Raw genomic sequence first — 19,488 nt, forward strand, 5'->3', positions numbered from 1 at the left:
AAGCTAAGCCCTAAGAACAGATGAGCAATTGAAGGAGTGTAATCAAAGTGAAGACGTGGATATTTACAGGCATCTGTGATAAGAGCGACATGCTCCTCTACATGTGCAAAATATTAGCCAATGGAGACAATAGGGTACTGCTCGTGGATGGTGCGATGGATGCGAAGTACAAACATTGCATAGGCGTGATGCACCCGAAGTTGCCGGTTATGGAGTTTGCCGGATTCGACGTGGCAACCGGATTTGAGAATTATACTTCACTCATGGACTATCTGGAAGAAGCAGACGAGAAGAAGTACGACTATATCGTCATGGACGTGGAGAAGTCGGAATTCCTGGACAAGACGCAGTGGGATACAGCAGATGCCCATGTTTGGGTTAGCGGGTTCGAGGTAACCGGACTGCGCAAGAGTACGGCTTTGCTTGATGAACTAAGAGCCGCAAGAACAGATGATCCGCTCCCTCCTTTCCATCGGGTATATGTTCAGGTCATTGAAGACTTGATGGATGAGTCCTATATAGAAGGTTATCTGGAAGACAGCCGGATTCAGTGGCTGGGTCCTCCCGTGAAAATGCCGTGGGATGAATTGTTCTTTGCCTTGAAAATAAAAAATGAACATGCAGGAAGACTGGGTATCAAGCCATTATCCAGACAGTATAAACGATCGCTTACCGAACTTCTCCGCCTGTTAACGGAAATGGAGCAGCGGCATATTCGCCGGGCACTTCGGCAAGCAGGAAGGAGGCATGCATGAGTCTGATTGCTGTATGGAGTCCCTTGAAAAGCGGCAGCGGCAGTACGATGCTGGCCTCGAGTTTACCTATCGTATTAGCGTTTGAATATCAGGTCAAAGTGCTGCTCGCCCATGGTGGACATGCAGGGGAGCGAGTGGAACAAGCTTTTTCCTTTAAGCAGGAATCATTTGATTTTATGACAGCATTTCAAGATACCGGAATGGATGCCTTGGAAAGACTTTGTACAAGCGGGAGGCTGAACCCGGAGAATGTACGCAATTATACTTTGCCGCTCCTGTCTGATCGGCTAGATCTTTTATGTGGACCGAAACTAATGTCCGCCGATGATATACAGACCACAAGCAGTGCGGAGGACAGAAAACAGGCGGAACTTATGACCAGAGTTATGGAGTTCTCCAAGCGAAGTTACGACGTCACGGTGGCCGATGCAGGTAATGGAGTTCCGGGAGCGGTAGATCGCGCGATACTTCAAGCTGCCGACTTCATCGTGGTTGGTTTGAATCAAAATTTGCATGTACTGGAGAATAAGCTTGAACAGGAGGGGCTACCCCCTGAACTGAAGGACAAGGCAAGCCTGTATATCGTCGGCAAATATGACCGGGAGAGCCATTGTACACTGCAAAATATCAAGCGCCGCTTTGGCATCAAAACGACGGTGCTTGGTGTTCCATATTGTTCCGGCATGACGGATGCATGGAATATGCGCTCCGTTATGCCTTATATGCAGCGAAGTCGGAGAGGCGCTGACCTGAAACGGATGAGCTCACTGTATGTTGCCGTTTGTAACTTGGCGGATGCCGCGGCTGAACATCTTGGTCTTCCTTCCGGCGGTTCGAAAGCGGGAGGCCAGCATGCTCTTGGGTAATTCCTTTAATACGATATGGATCATCATCATTATTTTGTTTGTACTGCTGTTTGTATATCTGCGTTATTTGGATACCCGAAAACCGACCGCTGCTATTTCGCGGGGGTCCGACCCTTATTCTCTTGAAGCCATGACTGCGTTTGTTAAAGAAAGCCTCCATCAGCTGACGCACAGCCAGTTGTCTGATTTAGGGCTGCATGAAGAGGAGTATCGCCGAAGGCTGAACAAGCGAAGTGAATTGAGAAGTGCCCTCAAGGGCTGCGTATCCGGAGATGTGCTGGATAAAGCTTATGTAAAGGATTTTTTAAAGCAGCTGCTGGTCAGAGATCTGGGTTTGAACGAGTCCAACATTCATGCGGCCATTCCATTCGAAAACCTGACCGAGTTAACAGCCCAGGATCAATTCGAGATCATCTTATACCTGTATAAGCAGAGGCACGGAGAGAATGCTTTATCCGTACTTCTTGAGACGTATGATCTTGCAGGGCCTCGCGTGATTCCCGGTTATGGAGAGGGCAGCGTATATGCGGTAACCGCAGAGGATATTGCGTATATCTATGAGTCAGAGCAGCGACCGCTCTTGTTTCCGGAGAAGCTTGATATCGTCGTTCAGCGCATTTATCAGCAGTACAAAGGCTTTTCCGTCGTGGATGAAATCAGGGATCAACGGATCGACGGGATCAGTGGCGGGGTAAGTGGCATTTCTGTCAACCGTGACAGCGGACAGTATATCTTTCACGACCAGGATGAGTTTTTGGGGCTTGGCTTTTCAAATATCGAATCACCAGCAACAGGCTGCGAGAGTGTCTGGATTTTTTATCGAGGGGTGTCGCTGCATCTAGCTTTTTTATCGTTTGGTTCGATGCTGGAACTGAAGAGAGTATGTCAAAACATATACAAATACAATCATCCCGGGCAGCTTTCAGAAGCCAGCGGTTATAAAGTGAATGAGATGAAAGATGGCTCCAGGGTCGTTGTGGTTCGGCCCCCGTTTGCCGAGTCCTGGGCGTTCTTTGTCCGCAAGTTTGATCTGCCCAAGGCTTCGCTTGATCAGTTAATTACGGGAAACGGTTCGGAATTGGTAATCGGTTTGTTGAGGTATTTAATGAAAGGCAGCCGGATTACGGCAATCACCGGTGCGCAGGGTTCCGGAAAAACAACGCTGCTCATGGCGATGGTGGGTCATATTTATGCCTCCTATACCCTTCGGGTGCAAGAGATGGCCTTTGAGCTGCATTTAAGGAAAATCTATAGCCGCAGAAATATTCTCAGCTTCAGGGAAACCGAGCATATTAGTGGGCAGGCCGGTCTGGATCTGCAGAAGAAGACGGACGGTACCGTTAATATTCTTGGTGAGGTTGCCAGTGACGAGGTAGCGTCATGGATGATACAGATGTCTCAAGTGGCAAGTTTGTTTACCGTGTTTACCCATCATGCCAAGACATTCAAAGACCTTGTACAATCCTTGCGCAACTCCTTGCTCAAGAGCGGCGTTTTCAGGCAAGAGCATATTGCAGAGCAGCAGGTGGTCAGCGTGATCAACTTTGACATTCATCTAAGAAGAGACGCTTACGGTAACCGCTACATAGAACGTATTACAGAGTGCATCCCGGTTGAGAAGGGATCCCTGCCACCATTCGAGGGAACTTCAGAAAAGCGCTGGAAGAACAGTATGGAGGAATATTTTCAGTTAAGTACAGAACATATGCGGAGATTGAACGAAGTAAGTTATTTCGTATCTCGTAATGTGATTGAATACCGGGACGGTAGCTATATCGCTGCCGCCAAGTTATCCGAAAGCAGTGTTCGCGAAATGACGGAGCATATGCATCCGGAAGATGCCGAAGAATTCAGAGTGTTTCTGGCTTCGGGTTGGGGGGAACAAAGTGTCCTCTAAAGATGTATTAATTCTGATTTTAATCATATCTTTGGCACTATTTTCCATCACATTCGGTATCGTGTCGTGGATGAACAGAAGACGAGGGTATGGTGAGGTAGCTGTCGTAGAGGTTGATGCGGGCGAGGTAAGGTCATTGCGCGGGATGTACCGGCAATGGTTTCAATTGGCCTATAGGTATGGAATGAAGCTTCCTATAATCAAAGCCTATCTTAAACGGATCAGACAGCGGATCGCGATCATGCATCCCTATGACGAAATATCACTCCGGTTTGAAACCGTGAGATTAGCCTTCGCGATTACCGGTACGATCGGGTTAACCGCCATGCTCCTTATATGGAGTCATCCGGACCTGGGGTTTATTGTCATTGTTATTCTTGCAGCAGCGGTTATTAACAATATGCTTGTTGAGATGTTCATTAACCGACTGGAACGAAAAATACTTGTCCAATCGGTTGATTTGTTCTCCTCCGTCCGCCATCACTATCAGCAGCATGGAATGGTAGAGGAAGCTTTGTACGAGGGAGCGGAGACTTCAGGGCATGAAATTTCTATGCATGCTCATCGGATCTATAATGCCTTGGTATCCAACGATCCTGATGACGAGTTGGAGAGGTATTATGAGGTAGCGCCGAACCGATATCTTAAAGCGTTTGCGGGTATTTCACATCTTGTCATGGAGTTTGGTGATCATGCGAGAAAACAAGGCTCTATCTATCTGCATGGCCTAAGCGGGTTGACCAAGGAGATCCAATTGGAAATATTGCGCAGAGACAAGCTGGATTATTTAATGAAGGGCTTGAATGTGATTGCGTTGGCTCCGGTCTTTTTCACCAAACCGATTGAACGCTGGGCCAGGAGCAGTTTTCCGTCGATGGATGAGTTTTATATGAGCAAGCTCGGGTTTATGACCAAGATATCGATTTATATCATCATTCTAATCTCTTACATCTTGCTTCAGAAGCTCCAGCAAAATCGGGAAACGGATTACCGCGCAGAGGTTCAGAAGATGACCCTGGAAGAAAGAATGTACCGGATTGCTGTTATGCGCTGGCTTGTGAAGGTAATGGCTCCGACACCCGGTACGGTGAAATATGACAGGCAGGTACGCTTACTAAAGGAAAGCAACGCGAGAATCAAGTTCGAATGGCTCTATATCAGAAGGGTGACGTTCTTCTGCCTGGCTTTCTTCCTGTCGCTATCGCTGGCTACAGGTCTGCATGTGCAGGCTAAACATCATCTGCTGTATGTCCCCGTTTCTTTGAATCATTCCCTGTTCGGCCAGATGAATGAGATCGAGCGTCGGCAGGCAGAGGAAACGGTTGAGCGCGATCGGCTGCTAATGGAACAATTGCATATGTCGCCGGAAGTGACCGATGATCAGGTCAAGCAGATGATTAGTGAGACAGATCCTACTTCATTGACCAAGGAACAAGTTGAGATCATAACCGATCGAATTATGACTAAACTGCAGCGCTATGACAGCGAGTATTTGAAATGGTGGGAGCTGCTGCTATCCTTTCTGGCAGGTGTGGCTGCATATGCGGCGCCATTATGGCTGCTGCATTTTCACCGGAAAGTACGCAATATGGAAATGAGGCATGAAATTTATCAATTTCAAACGGTCATATCCATACTGCGCGGAATGGAGCGCATCTCGGTTGAGGCCATATTGGAATGGCTTAATCGGTTTGCTGTTATTTTTAAGATTCCCATTCAAAAAAGCTTGCTTCATTACGAACATGGCGCCCAGCTGGCATTGCTGGAGCTGAAGGAAGACGTCTGGTTTCCTGAATTTCAGCGGCTGGTGGACAAGCTGCTGCTTGCGGTAGATAAAGTACCGATCAAGGATGTTTTTGATGACCTCGATGGAGAAATGATATACAGTTTCGAGCGACGCAAGCAGGAGTACGAAGCGATGATCGATACGAAGGCCGCATGGGGGCGAATGATCGGTTTTACTCCGATGTATGCGTTGATCTTTATGTATCTTGTTATCCCGCTTATCGGCATGAGTTTCTCCCAGATGGAAACGTATTATGAGCAAATTCAACGATTATAACAATACGTGGATTGGCTCAACTGGAATCATGATCGACAGGATCAAAAAATAATTGAAAGAATGAGGGAGATTTCAATGAATAATGCGTCATCCGCTTTAAAGGTTGCAGCAGGCATATTTCTGACCATAGCACTGATTACCATTGTTGTTATTTTGTTTATTTCGGCGCAGGAGGCAACCAAAACCGCTCAAAACAATTTTTCAGATATTCAGACTGAGTTGTCCCAGGCAGCATTTACCGTGTATGACGGAACAACCATCAGCGGTTCTCAGGTGACAAACGCACTGCGCAAATACAAGGATAAGGATCAATTTGGAGTTTTCATAGCAACAGGGAAAAATAAAGCAGGGCAATGGTACGGCAATGTGTTGGAGAAGGACGGTTCGATTCTCAATCCGGATTCAAGACAAGGGAATATCGAACTCGTCATGGATGAGAAAAGCCCAGAGTACGTCAATCCAAGCGGCAAATTTAAGGCGACCATCGTTAAGGATGATTCTAACGTAATCAGAGGCATTAAATTCGATCAATAGTTATGAATGGAAAGGTGACTTGCCTTGCGTGGACAAACGATAAGCGCACTTGAATTGGCAGCAGCAGTGGCATTATTTCTTGGCGCAGCCCTGTATGCCTTCCATATTCAGACGATGGTGGATGGCGGTATATCAGCCGTAGGCAGAATGACTCAGGAGCAGCATGCGGGTGTGATCACCGTAGAGATGACGAACGAGAACAGAAAGCTCATTTATAAGGGAAGCGAAGTCTTATTCACGCTGCGAGAGGTTCAAGCTGGCGGCTTCAATATGTATGTGGATGGCGTGCTGTTCCAATCAGGCAGTAATCCGGAGGAACTGGATCTTTCGATCATAGATATGGAAGCCCATTATGATGCGGAGTACGTTCGGAGGATCGATGGAGAAGTGGAGAGCATCCAGTTTGTAAAAGTGAGGTAACAACAATGTCAAACTCGGTTTCGAAATGGTTTGCTGCCTTTCTGGCCCTTCTTCTGCTGTACTTGGTTCCCGCAGGCGAGATGGCCAGAAGACAGGATGATCTGTCACGACTCGTTGTTTATCAATCCGTTACCAAATTCGTGGACAGTGTTCGTACGAAGGGGTATATTACTCCGATCATGTACAATGACTTCCTGCAAGAGCTGGCAGCCACCGGGAACATTTACAATGTGGAAATGGAACATCATCATAAGAAATACCACCCGGAATATGCCGATCCTTCAGATCCTGGAACATTCTTGAACCGCTATTCCGTCGTATATGATGCTTATTATCAGGAAGATGTTATGGGTTATCTATTCCCGGAGTCAAATGTTGATAAACAGGATGACAGACGCCGATACCGTCTAACGGCTGGAGATCACTTTCAGGTAAGTGTCAGTACTCTGAATCGAACACCCGGATTGATCATGTTCGATGCGTTGACCGGATCAAATTCTGGTGGCAAAGCAGCAATCGCATTTCCATACGGAGGTTTGGTACTGAATGAAGATTACTGATCTTGCCATCGTATTTACCGCCGTGTTTTTCCCCATGTTTATAATTCTGGGCATGCGTGCCGAGAGTTTAGAGGATGTCCGGTACGTAGAAATGAAATATTCGGCTGCTCTGCGTACAGCCGTTCAAGACGGCGGGATGATGCTGAACGATAATGAGACCCAGGACAAAGAGTCGGCATATGATTCTATAAAATTTATGCGTGCGGATAAAGAACGAGCGCTGGAGTCCTTTTCCCGGACGCTGTACATCAATATGGGGATCGCGGATGATCCGGCTGCTCAGTCTGCTCTGTGGTGGTATATTCCTGCTATCGTTGTTCTGGATTATGACGGGTTTTATATGTATGTTTCACAAACCTTCACCAACGCGTATGGGGAGGAGCTCATGGAGCATAGATGGACACCCAAAATCCCTTATGCCTGGAATGATGGCAGGGCCAACAGCATCCAGTTTACATTGGATTCCTTCGTTCAGGTATATGAATCAGGCGGAGGATCTTCCATCTGGCACTCCGGCTATCGGGAGGATCTGAGTGGCAGGACGGGTATAGCTTTGCTGGAAGACAAGGATAGGTTTGAACAAGTCAGACGGATCACGATTGTGAATTGCGTTCAAGATCATCTTGCTTATTACATACAGCGGCACAACCAAGTGGCGCTCCGAAACGGAGTAACCTATACGTTCGCGCTTCCGTTGATATCCCAGGAAGAGTGGGTGAATACGATGGATGACATCGGTATGATGGCGTTCATTCAAGGCGTCCCCATGGGCGATCAGTATTATAATAACTATGCCCTTGGAGGAGGCAGACTTGTTAAAGCTCCTGTTTATTTTGGAGGGGTGGATAGTAGGGGGTTCAAATATTATTACCGTGATGTCTGTCAATTCAACTATCGCGTGGAAGAAGTGTTCCCGAGTGCCAAAGATGCAGCGGCAGCAGGATATCAGGAGAAAAGCTGTTCTAATCCCGGTGTCCTCTAATCCCTGAAAGTTATGGTTTCTGCCGGACTCCATGATGTGATACAATAAACTCTTGACTGTGTATATTTCGCTAAATTAACATGAAATAAGTTCATTTTATACAGACAGGAGTTACTATAGCCATGAGTTTATTGACTGTAGAGAACGTATCACATAATTTCGGGGAACGTACTCTATTTAAGAATGTATCCTTTCGTTTGCTGGCAGGCGAACATGTTGGTTTGGTTGGAGCAAACGGCGTAGGCAAATCAACACTAATGAATATTTTGACCGGGCAGCTGTTAAAAGACAGCGGCAAGGTGGAATGGACACCGAAGATCCGGTACGGATACCTGGACCAGCACACCAAGCTGACACCTGGCAAAACGGTTCGCGATGTGTTAAAGGATGCCTTCCTGCCTCTACTGGAACTGGAAAAAGAAATGATGGAGATCACCAATAAGATGAGTGATGCTTCTCCTGAAGAGTTGGAGCTGCTGCTCGAGCAAATGGGTGAAATTCAGGAGCAGCTGGATATCGGGGATTTCTACATGCTGGACGTAAAGGTTGAGGAGATGGCGAATGGTCTTGGATTATCCGTCATCGGCCTGGATCGCGATGTCGCAACTTTAAGCGGGGGACAGCGTACCAAAGTATTGCTTGCGAAGCTTCTTCTGGAGAAGCCGAATGTACTGTTGCTGGACGAGCCTACCAACTATCTGGATGTTGAGCATATTGATTGGCTCACTCAATATTTGAAGCAGTACCCATATGCTTTCATTTTGATATCCCATGATACGGAATTTATGAACCAGGTGGTGGATGTGATCTATCATCTGGAATTTGCGAAATTAACTCGCTATACAGCGAACTACGAGAAGTTCCTGGAAATGGCTGATATCAATAAGAACCAGCATATTGATGCTTACGAGAAGCAGCAGGAGTTCATCAAGAAACAGGAAGACTTCATTCAGCGGAACAAGGCCCGTTATTCCACCTCTGGGCGGGCGAAGAGCCGGGAGAAACAGCTGGATCGGATGGAGCGGATTGACCGTCCGGAGGAAGCGGCTAAACCTGTGTTTAACTTCAAGGAAGCCCGTGCCAGCGGTAAAACGGTATTTGAGGGAATCGACTTTGAGATCGGATACGATCGGCCATTGCTCCCCAAAATGAATATCCTGATCGAGCGTGGAGAGAAAATTGCTATTGTAGGATGTAATGGCGTAGGTAAATCAACGCTGCTGAAGACCATACTTGGCAAAATTCCAGCGCTCTCGGGGAAGACCTATCAGGGGGATTTCCTGGTGCCTGCGTATTTTGAGCAGGAAGTACGTCCAGGGAATATTACGCCGATTGATGATGTGTGGAACGAATTTTCCCATTTGAACCAGCACGAGGTTCGTGCAGCGCTTGCTCGCTGCGGGCTCAAAAACGAGCATATTACCCGTCCAATGAAGGCACTTAGCGGCGGAGAGCAAGCCAAGGTCCGTCTGTGTAAGCTTCTGATGCGCGAAAGCAACTGGATTCTGTTTGACGAACCGACGAATCACCTTGACGTTGTGGCTAAGGAGGAACTAAGACGTGCTTTGAAAGAATATAAAGGCACGATTCTGCTGGTTTCCCACGAACCTGAGTTTTATGAGGATTGGGTGACCAAGATCTGGAACGTCGAAGATTGGTCCAACCAGAATTCCTGATTCAATTCAGAATCCCCATCCTGCCCTCAGCAGGATATATGAAATGAAAACTTTGATTAGAATGAATGTATTAGTATTTTTATAAGGAGGATGGGCAGATTACTGCCTGTCCTCCTTTGGTATATCCGGTAAGATGGACATTCGGTTTATGGTTTATTTGTGATATGCTAGAAACAACCTGAAATGAACGGAGGAGATGTTGATGGAAGACATGGACTTATCCATCGGGGCATTATTATATGAAGGGGATTCGCATCCATAGCCCCGTTAACCCGTGTAATTCCCTTCTGAAGGGGAGACGTATTTAAAATGAATTCGGAACATAACTCCAGTCAGGGAGAGGACGTCGTGCTTTCTCCTGAAAAGTCGGTTGTACGGCAGGGCCAGATTGTGTACCGCCCATCGGGACCTTGGACGCCGGCTATACACTCATTGTTGCGGCATCTGAGGCAAACAGGGTTTACGTCGATTCCGGAAATTATAGGCTCTGGATGTAATGAGAAAGGCCAAGAGATGTTAAGTTACATCGAAGGCGAATTTGTTCATCCCGGGCCCTGGAGCGACGAAGGCATCATCGAAGTAGGACAATTATTGCGTAAACTTCATGACGCTTCGTCTACATTTAAACCGCAGCCCGGGAGTGTCTGGAAGCCGTGGTTCCTGCGTGAGCTGGGTGACAGCGGACTTGTATACAGCCATGGTGATATTGCACCTTGGAATATGGTTACCCGTGATGGGATGCCAATTGCGTTAATTGACTGGGAATACGCCGGACCTGTACATCCGCTCGTCGAATTAGCCCGTGTGTGCTGGCTCTTTCCGCAGCTGCACGATGATGATGTTGCGGAAAGAGTCGGTTTGCCGGATGCTAATACCCGTGCAAGGCAGCTCCGTTTAATGGTTGACGCCTATGGCGTCGACCCGTCCCTTCGAACGGCCCTGTTTGATATGATCGTTGAGGTGGTCGTTCGGGAAACGGCAGAGGAAGCGACCGAGCTGCAGGTCACGCCGGAATCGGAAGGCCCTCTATGGGGATTGGCCTGGAGGGCGCGGAGTGCAGCCTGGATTATGCGTCATCGCGGTGTCCTGGAGAAGGCGCTGAATACAAGGTTGTTTTAGGCTGAAATAGTAAACAGCCCATCCTCTTCGGGGGATGGGTATTTCTAATCATAGGTTGTCATTTAAAAACTTCGTGAAGTCTTCTCTTATTCGTAGAAGATTTGCAGATATTGATCGGAGGATAATTCATGTCTCGTTTAAAGGATAACAGGGAGGAAGTAAATCGTACGTTGCCTCACTTCATGGCAGCCTCGGAGTCCACGGACCGCGGTGTAACAGTTCCTATGGAACGAGAGGATCGATATTCTAGGCAAGAGCGGTTTACCCCATTTGGAAAAGAAGGTCAGCTTCGCCTCCGAAAGAGCCATGTGCTCGTTCTTGGTGCCGGGGCACTGGGAAGCGCCGTAGCGGAAACTTTGGTTCGCGCAGGTGTCGGGCATGTAACCATCGTGGATCGGGATTACGTGGAATGGAGCAATCTGCAGCGTCAGCAGCTGTTTACCGAACAGGACGCGATCGATCGATTGCCGAAGGCCGTAGCAGCGGCTAAGCGCTTATCTGCGATTAATTCAGACGGTATCGTGGACGGTATCGTTATGGATGTACGTGCGCAGGAACTGGCAGTACTCAGTCAAGGCGTTGATTTGATGATGGACGCTACCGATAATTTCGGAACCCGGCTGATCCTGAACGACATTGGATTTAAGCATGGAATCCCGTGGATTTACGGAGGCTGCGTCGGAAGTTCAGGCATGAGTTACACATTTTTACCGGGAGAGACGCCATGCTTGAACTGTCTGCTTGGGACGATTCCCTTGGGCGGCGACACCTGCGACATTAACGGAATTCTTCCGCAAGCGGTACAGATGGTCGCTGCCCATCAAACGATGGAAGCGATGAAACTTTTATCGGGGCATCGACATGTTCTTAGAAAAAAGATGCTGTCCTTCGATTTGTGGCGTAATGAACGGGTGGAGTTTGGCGTAGACCGAGCGAAAAAATCGGACTGCCCCACATGCGGGGAGCATCCGAAATATCCTTACTTGACGGCTGAACACGCGGATAAAAGCGAAGTCTTGTGCGGTAGGGATACGGTGCAGATCAGGCCAGCCAGACCCCTGCAGCTTCAATTGGACGAAATGGCTGAGCGATTGAACAAGCTTCATCAAGGAAAAGCAACCGTAACGCCGTATATGATCATCTATCAGGTGAATCCACATCGTTTGGTTATATTCCGGGACGGCAGAACCCTGGTGCATGGCACATCGGATATCGCCAAGGCCAGGTCGTTGTATAATCAATATGTTGGTGGTTAATCTGAAACAAACCCAACGTTACTTATCTAATCCGTCAATATCAAAAGGAGGAGTCGCAATGGACTCCTCCTTTTTGTGATGTTTAAGCCGGGTTATTGCACGATTAATTGAAAACCGTTCTGAATGAAAAACAAATCGGGATGAGCGATGTTCTGCGTGGTCAGATTGTTAAATGTTGCCGACCCATTGCCCGTATAGGTGTAAATTGCCGCACCTGGATGAGGATTCGAGAATCTGGAGGATGTGACCCCGTCAAGCCCCGTACCGTCAATATGGATGTTGTTAAACACGATGTTCTGAAAACCGCCGCCATAACCAAGCTGAACGGCACTGCGCTGGGTGTTCAGGATATCGATGTTGGTAAACGTGACATTGCGGATCGCATCATTTGACGCTTCCAGATCGATGGCGCCGCGCTCCCCATCGTACAGGTCTTTACTGGTTCCACTCCCAATGATCGTGGTATCGGAGAACAGAATGCCGGTATTGTTCTGGAAATGGTAACCCGGGAACACGGTATTCATTCGAATACCGGAACCGCCTACGGTGTCAACAATCAGGTTGTGAGTAGCCTTATGACCGCTTCCCCCAAAGAATGCGATAGCTGCCGCACGCCAATTATTTTCGATGGTGTTATAAGAGAAGTTGTTGTTAACGCCCGCAGGCGCGCCATTCACGTTACTCGTCCATACGGCGAGACCATCGTCTCCGTTATTACGAATGCTGCTGTTACGTACAGTTGAATGGCTGGTTCCTTGGGCAAAATTAACACCGTCGGCAAGATTATTGCGGATCCGGCTGTTTTCAATGATCAGCCCCTCCGCGATGATGGCTGGGGTGTGCGCATAATCGCCTACCCAAAATCCACACTCAAAATGTTCAACCCACACATTGTGGATTTTGGAGTTGGTGCCGAAGTTATCCATAAATCCCTTGTAGACTGCGTTTTGATTATAACGTGAACGCAGATTTGAGTTGAGGTAGATATGGCTGAAATCAAGCTGACCCGCGATCCGAAGCGATATCCCGCCAGAAGCGGCATTCGGGTTGGTAAATTGAATGTTTGTATGCCAAATGCCTGCCCCTATGATCTTGATGTCATCAAGCATATTCCCAACCGAGCCGATCTTCCACATGTTGCCCAGATGGAATGTCCCCTCAGGAATGTATAAGGTTTTGCCGGTTGAAGCGGCAGCCTGCACAGCATCTTCAAACGCCGATAGGTCATCTTGGCCGTCGTTCGGCGTTGCACCGAAATCCGTTACGGATACCGAGTTAGCCGGGCGGGCGATTGCCGCGGGGACCGGCTCGATTTCGATAAAATCAACGCCATATTCCAGGTTATCCGCATTGGATTTCTGAATACGGATTTTGTCACCCGGCTGGAGCGGCGTATCCATCTTCCAGTGTACTTCATCGAACCGGAAGAGCGGGCGTCCTCCACCTGGGGCGTCTGCAGGATGATCGCTGGAAAAATATTGCCAGCTGTAGTAAGAAGTTAATGGAACGGTTTTTTTCTTCGCACCATTTACATAAACGTCGAGCGAGCCGGTTAACCCCATGCCGTTTGATGAGTCCGGCATCGTATAGCGCATAGTGACGCCGGCTCCGCCCTCACCTGGTCGAACCGTCCACTCCAGATTGGACCCGTTGGAAGGAAGCGCGACATAACGCTGCCCGGATGCTTCCGATGCTGTGAGCGCTTGATCGAATGTCGGTGCCGTCTTCAGCTGAGCTCCGCCGCCGCGTAATGCATCATCCGTATCGTATCGGGTATATGGCATACTGGCACCGCGAGCGGAATATACCGTGAGATTCGCCTGGCTGACGTTGTTCTCCCGTTTGAGGGGTACTTCGTTTGTGTCGGGTGCCACGGTTGTTGTTACTGTATAGCTGCCATTTGCCGCTGTCCATGTGCCCGGAATATGGATAGAAGCAGAGGAACCTGCAGCGAGGGCGCCATCATAACTTCCGGTTAAGGTTTGAATCGTTGAACCGGCCGGATTCTTCAGAGCGACGGATATCGCATGGGATCCGCTTGCCGTGGCTTTGTTGCCCTGGTTCTTAAGATTAACGGTAAAGGCTACTGCGTTCCCTGCGACTGGAGTGGCGGGTGTCCATTGTACAGTTCCTACCAAATCGGAACTTTCAACGGCACCGATGACGAGCGGGGACGCATGCGAATAGCTGTTATTTTCATCATTCTGTTCCATGATTTCATTATCCTCATCAACCTTGGCACTGACGGAATAGGATCCAGCGGCCTTGGTACCGACTTGTAGAGTTACCGTGGTGGAAGCACCTGCCGCGAGCGGAGCTACCGGGGAGGAGCCTGCTTTATCCGCATTTAAGTAATAATTGAGCGTCGTAGCCCCGGCTTCCACGGCCCCAATGTTTTTAACCGTAGCACGGAGTGTAATGTCATCGTTTTCAATCGGAGAAGATGGGGTCCATGACATATCCGTAATGGTCAGGTCCGGATTCTGGGCGGCTGTGCCGTAAACTTCGAATTCCGCAATCTGCCCGGCCGGTGCGCCGGTATTGGACGTTATGTTTAATTGAAGACGTTTCACGGTTGCCGTTACGGGAATCGTCACAAAGTTGCCGGACGCGGGGTTGAACGTATAGGACTGCGTCGATACCAAATTGCTAAAATTTGTTGTGCTCTGATCATGTCCGAGCACTTGTATGGTTTGCGTGCGCGTGCTCCATGCCGGAGAAGGATTCAGCTTCAGTACGATGGAGGTGATATCGTGATTCGTTCCCAAGTCGAGCGTCAGGGTGCTTGGATTGCTTCCGCCTTCCCAGTAGGTTTGGATGTCGTTGTCGTTAGCTTGGGTTGCAGTGTACGTAAAGGTGCTTGAGGAGGCGGTAATCGGTTTGCCGCTGGCGATATTGTTTCCCGTTGGAGGCGTTGGCGGGAAGACCGATGGTCCATAAATCTCGAACTCAGACAGCTGCGCAGCCGGCCACGTCGTGTTGCTGGTTACGGTCAGGCGAACATATCTCGTGCTCGCTTCATCAAAACGGATGGTCACCGAGTTTCCTGATGTAGAGGGGTTAAATTCATAGTCGGCCGAGTCCGCCAAATTGGAGAATGTCGAACCGTTCGAGCTGCCTTGTACGGTTAGCGTTTGTGTCCGAGACTCCCAGGTGGCAGGAAGTTTAAGAACGACCCGGTTGATGCTGGTGTCAGCGCCAAGATCGATTTGAATCCACTGCGGAAACGCATGATTGGTGCTTTCCCAGTACGAACCCTGATTGCCATCGATAACGTTAGCTGGCCCGTAGGTTTGGGATTGACCGCTTGCTGTTACGGCTTTGCCAAGCGAGAGGTTGGTTTCGGCTGCTGCCGAAACCGGGGTTGGCGGCACTGCGGCACTGCATACGATAGATATCAGCATAGCCATGTCAAGAGGCCATACCACGAGTTTGTTGCGCATGTTATTTTCCTCCTCCAGAGTGTTCACTCGATACTTTTCGATTAAATGAGCTAATCGGCGAAAATATCCCCCTTTCCTAATCCTTTATCCCATTATAAAAATAGCGCCGCTTCGGAGATAAGATGTATTACTACGGAAAACGTGCGTGATCCGAGCATCTTTTGGAGTGAAAGCAGGATGAAACAGCCATACTTACATTATTAAGCGTTGAAAGCGGGGGGGAACCCGTGGAGAAAGTAATACTGATCGCGGCAGATCATCAAGATCGGGTCCAGAGCGTTATGGAGATATTGGAACAATCGGGCTATAAGGTTAAACATGTCATGAATTATTCGGAAGTGGTCGCCGTTTTGCAGCGTTCAGGCGCAGACCTGCTGCTTATCGACAGCAGATTGCCGGGTATGAGCGAATTCAATCTCGTGGAGCGATTGACGGGCAAAAGGGAACAGATCCCGATCATCATCATCGGAAATGACGGTTCTGATGAAGCCATTCAGGCATTGGAGGCAGGTGCCCATGACTACATCCCTAATGATAGAGATACAAGGGAGCTGTTGGCGCGTATTGCCAATTTACTGAAACTATTTCAGACTGGTCGCATGGAACAAGAAGAAGTCATCCGAATCGGAGATCTGGTGATCGATCCTCTGAGCCGGAATGTATCCCGAGCAGAGGAAGCGATCGAGCTGACTCATCGCGAATATGATCTACTGTTGTTTTTGGCTAGAAGGCAGGGGCAGGTATGCACGCGTGAGGATATATTAAAACAGGTGTGGGATTACGATTTCCATACAGGCACCAATGTGGTAGATGTTTATATTCTTCATCTGAGAGAAAAAATCGATCGAGGACGCAAACAAAAGCTGCTGCGAACGATTCGGGGAACCGGATATAAACTGCTATCGGAGGAAGAAATCAATGCTGCAAGCAAAAAAGACCGCCTTCCGTGAGAGGAAGACGGTCTTTGATATAATTCTAATTCCTTAGTAACAATGGACTAATTAAACTACTACAGTACGCGACGAGCTTTCAGGTAAGTTTTGCTCCAGTTGCCAGACAGGCTGGAGATGGTTACGCCAGGCTTGCCGTAGGTGTGCAAAATTTTGTTGTTACCCATATATACGGCAACGTGAGTCACGTTTCGGCCATTTGCACGGCTTCCGCTCGAGAAGAATACCAAATCGCCGGCTCTCAGGTTCGATTTCGATACCGCTTTACCCACTTTGGATTGAGCAGCAGATGTACGAGGCAGATTCACGCCGTATTTTTTGAAGATATGCTTCATAAAGGAAGAGCAATCAAATACTCTTGTAGTGGATGTAGATGCTCCGAATTTATAAGGTGTTCCCATATATTGTTTACCGAAGTTAACGACTCGAGTTCCTGTGCTTACCGATGCTGCTTCTACAGGAGCTGGTGGTGCAACAGTAAGAACTGCCCCTACACCCAAAGTTGCGCTCAAGCTGATTACTACGGCCTTCTTAATCCAATGCTGTCGATTCATGTTGTTATTACCTCCAAGCAGTTTTGTTTTTTGCGATGAACCGAGTATATCAGATTTGAAACCGACTATATTTTGGTTAATCGGCGCAAACCCTTGGGCCGCATGAAATGAAAGCGGATTATTAAAATATCATTAAAAGTTACAAAATATTAAGAAATGAGTGCAGTCGATGAGTTGGGAATGAGAAAAAACCCTTGATAAACAAGGGTTTTTAGCGATGAATTTGATTGTTAACATTACCGTATCAAAGATGACAAAATAGTAACGATTAGCGGTCCTTACTCTGAATAATAAGGAGCAGACCGCCTTCGATCCGGACCGTCCCTTTGTCCTCAGCCAGCTTATTGCTGACTCCTAGTGACTGCCCCAATCGCAATGTGGCGTCGTGGAGCGGGTACTCGAATCCTTCGAGATTAATCCCGGTAACTTCCGTAGTCAGCGGCAGCAGGGAGACATATGTAAACCCTTTGTTCTCGACAATGCAGCTGGAGCCTGTCAGGGTAATAAAATTGTTCTCATCTAATATAGAACACGGAATATGATGTTGGAGTCCGCGAATCAGCATGTGGATATTAGCCAGCGTGTGATCGAGGCGTGTCCCTGTTGCTCCCAGAATCATGATGGATTCGGGGGAATGCTCCAGTGCCAGCTCGAAGGCAAGCTCGGTGTCGGTTAAATTTTTATCGATCGGATCACAGTCAATCACCTTGCCGCTATTGGAGCGTATTTGATCCATCTGTTCTGGCGGAATGGAATCGAAATCTCCAACGGACAGGTCAGGTTTCATCCCATGTTCAATCAAGTAGAGGGCTCCGCGATCAGCCCCTATAATGAAGTCCCCGTTTTGAACCTCATCCAGGAATCGTGGTGACAACTCCCCACCTGTAAAGATCAGGACGCGAGTATGTTTCATTATAATTCCTCCTTTTTCGAGAGAATTGTCATTGTATTCTAGTATAGAGCAGTTTTCATGCTTGCACAATTTTAATAGGCACGGCTACAATGTAGTATGTAAATTGACGGGGGAGCGGGGGAACTGAATTTTGGACATGCATGTGTTTGACGTATTCAGTATCATTGGCACCATTGCGTTTGCCATGTCCGGAGCTTTTGTAGCTATGGAAGAGGAATACGATATTCTGGGGGTTGTGGTATTAGGTTTAGTAACAGCCTTCGGCGGGGGTATTATAAGAAACGTACTGATCGGCGTGCCGGTTACCACCTTGTGGGGACAGGGCGATTTAATCATGCTCGCGATGATTTCAGTATTTGTAGCGTTTGTGCTGCCGCTCGGCTTGATTCAGCACTGGAAGAAAACGGAGGCGCTGTTCGATGCGATCGGACTATCTGCCTTTGCGATTCAAGGGGCTCTATATGCTACGCAAATGAATCACCCCATGAGCGCGGTGATTGTGGCTGCTGTGCTTACCGGAAGCGGCGGGGGAATGGTCCGCGATTTATTGGCAGGGCGGAAGCCGCTGGTGCTCCGTGATGAGATCTATGCGGTGTGGGCCATGATAGCAGGGGTCGCCATCGGCCTTGGCGTGGCCACCAAGACTTGGGAGCTGCTTACTCTGTTTGTAGTGGTGATTGTATTCCGGATGCTGTCCGTGCTTTATAAATGGAGACTGCCCAGAAGGTCGCTGCACGAAGGCCATCCTACAGCAGCCAGTGGAAAAAAAGTCAGTTCAGGTTAATGGATGGTAGGTAACGTCATGCATGAATTAGAATTTCCTCGTGAAATGACGATGAATTATAGCGTGAAGGAGAGAGGATTATGGTATCCGTCTTGTTTGTATGTTTGGGCAATATCTGCCGCTCGCCGATGGCGGAAGCGGTGCTGCGACATAAAATTGAACAGCGTGGACTGCAGGATAAGATCAGCGTGGATTCTGCCGGCACAGGAGATTGGCATATCGGAAGCGTTCCCCATGAAGGAACCCGAAAGCTGCTGGACAGTTGGCAAATCAGCTACGAGGGAATGGTCGCCCGCAAAGTGGTAAGCCAGGACCTCGTCAAGTTCGATTACGTTATCGGCATGGATGATTCGAATGTGACGAATTTGCGCAAGCTAGCGGGAGGCGACCAGGCCGCGATTCTGAAGTTTATGGATTTGCTGCCTGATGAAAAGCTGCGTGAGGTGCCGGATCCGTATTTCACTGGAAATTTTGATGAAGTGTATCGTCTTATTGATGCGGGGTGTGACATCTTACTGGACAAAATCATGAAAGAAAAGCTATAATCGATTCGAACAAGCGGTGAGTCTACCGCTTTTTTGACGAGAATAATTGAAAGCGATACCAAGAAGAACGGGCTGCTGAACATAAAAGATGAACAATGCACATTCCAGAAAAAATGCGCGGTTGTTCATCTTTTTTTGAAGTGAAGCAACAAAGAGCGCATAGCTTGCGCTT

The 19,488-nt window shown here is 48.2% G+C and carries 17 protein-coding genes; 14 read left to right on the plus strand and 3 right to left on the minus strand.

The features are described from left to right. Positions 1-47 precede the first annotated feature (47 nt). From MKY82_RS12620 to MKY82_RS12670, 11 genes are all read left to right on the plus strand, one after another. Positions 48-755 (plus strand): hypothetical protein, encoded by a 708-nt coding sequence (locus MKY82_RS12620; RefSeq protein WP_339296200.1) that lies wholly within the window; start codon positions 48-50, stop codon positions 753-755. Next, a complete protein-coding gene (locus tag MKY82_RS12625) occupies positions 752-1,621 on the plus strand; it encodes a hypothetical protein (protein WP_339296201.1) in 870 nt (289 codons plus the stop codon). The genes MKY82_RS12620 and MKY82_RS12625 overlap by 4 nt, the downstream gene beginning before the upstream one ends. Then, positions 1,608-3,518 (plus strand): ATPase, T2SS/T4P/T4SS family, encoded by a 1,911-nt coding sequence (locus MKY82_RS12630; protein ID WP_339296666.1) that lies wholly within the window; start codon positions 1,608-1,610, stop codon positions 3,516-3,518. Before MKY82_RS12625 ends, MKY82_RS12630 begins: the two co-directional genes overlap by 14 nt. Further along, on the plus strand, positions 3,508-5,580 hold the full coding sequence (locus tag MKY82_RS12635; RefSeq protein WP_339296203.1) for a hypothetical protein: 2,073 nt from the start codon (positions 3,508-3,510) through the stop codon (positions 5,578-5,580). Before MKY82_RS12630 ends, MKY82_RS12635 begins: the two co-directional genes overlap by 11 nt. Positions 5,581-5,655: 75 nt before the next feature. Next, positions 5,656-6,114 (plus strand): ABC transporter permease, encoded by a 459-nt coding sequence (locus MKY82_RS12640; RefSeq protein ID WP_071218212.1) that lies wholly within the window; start codon positions 5,656-5,658, stop codon positions 6,112-6,114. 24 nt (positions 6,115-6,138) lie between these two features. Then, on the plus strand, positions 6,139-6,534 hold the full coding sequence (locus MKY82_RS12645) for a hypothetical protein (RefSeq protein WP_260069496.1): 396 nt from the start codon (positions 6,139-6,141) through the stop codon (positions 6,532-6,534). A 5-nt stretch (positions 6,535-6,539) separates the two neighbouring features. Next, positions 6,540-7,094, plus strand: coding sequence for a hypothetical protein (locus tag MKY82_RS12650; RefSeq protein ID WP_194542070.1), 555 nt, complete (start codon positions 6,540-6,542; stop codon positions 7,092-7,094). Then, positions 7,081-8,076 carry a hypothetical protein gene (locus MKY82_RS12655; RefSeq protein WP_194542071.1) on the plus strand — a complete coding sequence of 332 codons (996 nt, stop codon included), beginning with the start codon at positions 7,081-7,083 and terminating at the stop codon, positions 8,074-8,076. The genes MKY82_RS12650 and MKY82_RS12655 overlap by 14 nt, the downstream gene beginning before the upstream one ends. 122 nt (positions 8,077-8,198) lie before the next feature. Continuing rightward, positions 8,199-9,752, plus strand: coding sequence for an ABC-F family ATP-binding cassette domain-containing protein (locus tag MKY82_RS12660; protein ID WP_071218209.1), 1,554 nt, complete (start codon positions 8,199-8,201; stop codon positions 9,750-9,752). Between the two features lie 309 nt (positions 9,753-10,061). Continuing rightward, positions 10,062-10,871 carry an aminoglycoside phosphotransferase family protein gene (locus MKY82_RS12665; protein ID WP_339296204.1) on the plus strand — a complete coding sequence of 270 codons (810 nt, stop codon included), beginning with the start codon at positions 10,062-10,064 and terminating at the stop codon, positions 10,869-10,871. Positions 10,872-11,053: 182 nt separating this feature from the next. Next, on the plus strand, positions 11,054-12,127 hold the full coding sequence (locus MKY82_RS12670) for a ThiF family adenylyltransferase (protein ID WP_339296667.1): 1,074 nt from the start codon (positions 11,054-11,056) through the stop codon (positions 12,125-12,127). A gap of 92 nt (positions 12,128-12,219) precedes the next feature. On the opposite strand, the gene MKY82_RS12675 is transcribed toward MKY82_RS12670, so the two are convergent. Then, a complete protein-coding gene (locus MKY82_RS12675; protein ID WP_339296205.1) occupies positions 12,220-15,570 on the minus strand; it encodes a discoidin domain-containing protein in 3,351 nt (1,116 codons plus the stop codon). A gap of 227 nt (positions 15,571-15,797) precedes the next feature. On the opposite strand from MKY82_RS12675, the gene MKY82_RS12680 reads away from it, so the two are divergent. Beyond that, the gene (locus MKY82_RS12680; RefSeq protein ID WP_194542075.1) at positions 15,798-16,520 is read left to right on the plus strand and encodes a response regulator transcription factor; all 723 of its coding nucleotides are present in this window, start codon (positions 15,798-15,800) and stop codon (positions 16,518-16,520) included. 59 nt (positions 16,521-16,579) lie between these two features. On the opposite strand, the gene MKY82_RS12685 is transcribed toward MKY82_RS12680, so the two are convergent. Next, a complete protein-coding gene (locus MKY82_RS12685; protein ID WP_071218205.1) occupies positions 16,580-17,074 on the minus strand; it encodes a C40 family peptidase in 495 nt (164 codons plus the stop codon). A gap of 268 nt (positions 17,075-17,342) precedes the next feature. Beyond that, entirely contained in the window at positions 17,343-17,987 is a 645-nt protein-coding gene (locus MKY82_RS12690) for a thiamine diphosphokinase (protein WP_339296206.1), read from the minus strand. 136 nt (positions 17,988-18,123) lie between these two features. Here MKY82_RS12690 and MKY82_RS12695 point away from each other — a divergent pair, with 136 nt between their 5' ends. Together MKY82_RS12695 and MKY82_RS12700 are read left to right on the plus strand one after the other, a co-directional pair. Continuing rightward, on the plus strand, positions 18,124-18,771 hold the full coding sequence (locus MKY82_RS12695; protein ID WP_194545140.1) for a trimeric intracellular cation channel family protein: 648 nt from the start codon (positions 18,124-18,126) through the stop codon (positions 18,769-18,771). Positions 18,772-18,851: 80 nt separating this feature from the next. After that, positions 18,852-19,316, plus strand: coding sequence for a low molecular weight protein-tyrosine-phosphatase (locus MKY82_RS12700; RefSeq protein ID WP_071218203.1), 465 nt, complete (start codon positions 18,852-18,854; stop codon positions 19,314-19,316). Positions 19,317-19,488: the final 172 nt, after the last annotated feature.

It is taken from the genome of Paenibacillus sp. FSL W7-1279 (assembly GCF_037969845.1).
Classification (GTDB): Bacteria; Bacillota; Bacilli; order Paenibacillales; family Paenibacillaceae; genus Paenibacillus_AQ.

What these genes read in the sequence shown, in the direction of transcription:
- MKY82_RS12625 (WP_339296201.1), top strand. Translation starts at nt 752, where the DNA reads ATGAGTCTGATTGCTGTATGGAGTCCCTTGAAAAGCGGCAGCGGCAGT.
- MKY82_RS12630 (WP_339296666.1), top strand. Translation starts at nt 1,608, where the DNA reads ATGCTCTTGGGTAATTCCTTTAATACGATATGGATCATCATCATTATT.
- MKY82_RS12640 (WP_071218212.1), top strand. Translation starts at nt 5,656, where the DNA reads ATGAATAATGCGTCATCCGCTTTAAAGGTTGCAGCAGGCATATTTCTG.
- MKY82_RS12650 (WP_194542070.1), top strand. Translation starts at nt 6,540, where the DNA reads ATGTCAAACTCGGTTTCGAAATGGTTTGCTGCCTTTCTGGCCCTTCTT.
- MKY82_RS12655 (WP_194542071.1), top strand. Translation starts at nt 7,081, where the DNA reads ATGAAGATTACTGATCTTGCCATCGTATTTACCGCCGTGTTTTTCCCC.
- MKY82_RS12660 (WP_071218209.1), top strand. Translation starts at nt 8,199, where the DNA reads ATGAGTTTATTGACTGTAGAGAACGTATCACATAATTTCGGGGAACGT.
- MKY82_RS12665 (WP_339296204.1), top strand. Translation starts at nt 10,062, where the DNA reads ATGAATTCGGAACATAACTCCAGTCAGGGAGAGGACGTCGTGCTTTCT.
- MKY82_RS12670 (WP_339296667.1), top strand. Translation starts at nt 11,054, where the DNA reads ATGGCAGCCTCGGAGTCCACGGACCGCGGTGTAACAGTTCCTATGGAA.
- MKY82_RS12675 (WP_339296205.1), bottom strand. Translation starts at nt 15,570, where the DNA reads ATGCGCAACAAACTCGTGGTATGGCCTCTTGACATGGCTATGCTGATA.
- MKY82_RS12685 (WP_071218205.1), bottom strand. Translation starts at nt 17,074, where the DNA reads ATGAATCGACAGCATTGGATTAAGAAGGCCGTAGTAATCAGCTTGAGC.
- MKY82_RS12690 (WP_339296206.1), bottom strand. Translation starts at nt 17,987, where the DNA reads ATGAAACATACTCGCGTCCTGATCTTTACAGGTGGGGAGTTGTCACCA.
- MKY82_RS12695 (WP_194545140.1), top strand. Translation starts at nt 18,124, where the DNA reads ATGCATGTGTTTGACGTATTCAGTATCATTGGCACCATTGCGTTTGCC.
- MKY82_RS12700 (WP_071218203.1), top strand. Translation starts at nt 18,852, where the DNA reads ATGGTATCCGTCTTGTTTGTATGTTTGGGCAATATCTGCCGCTCGCCG.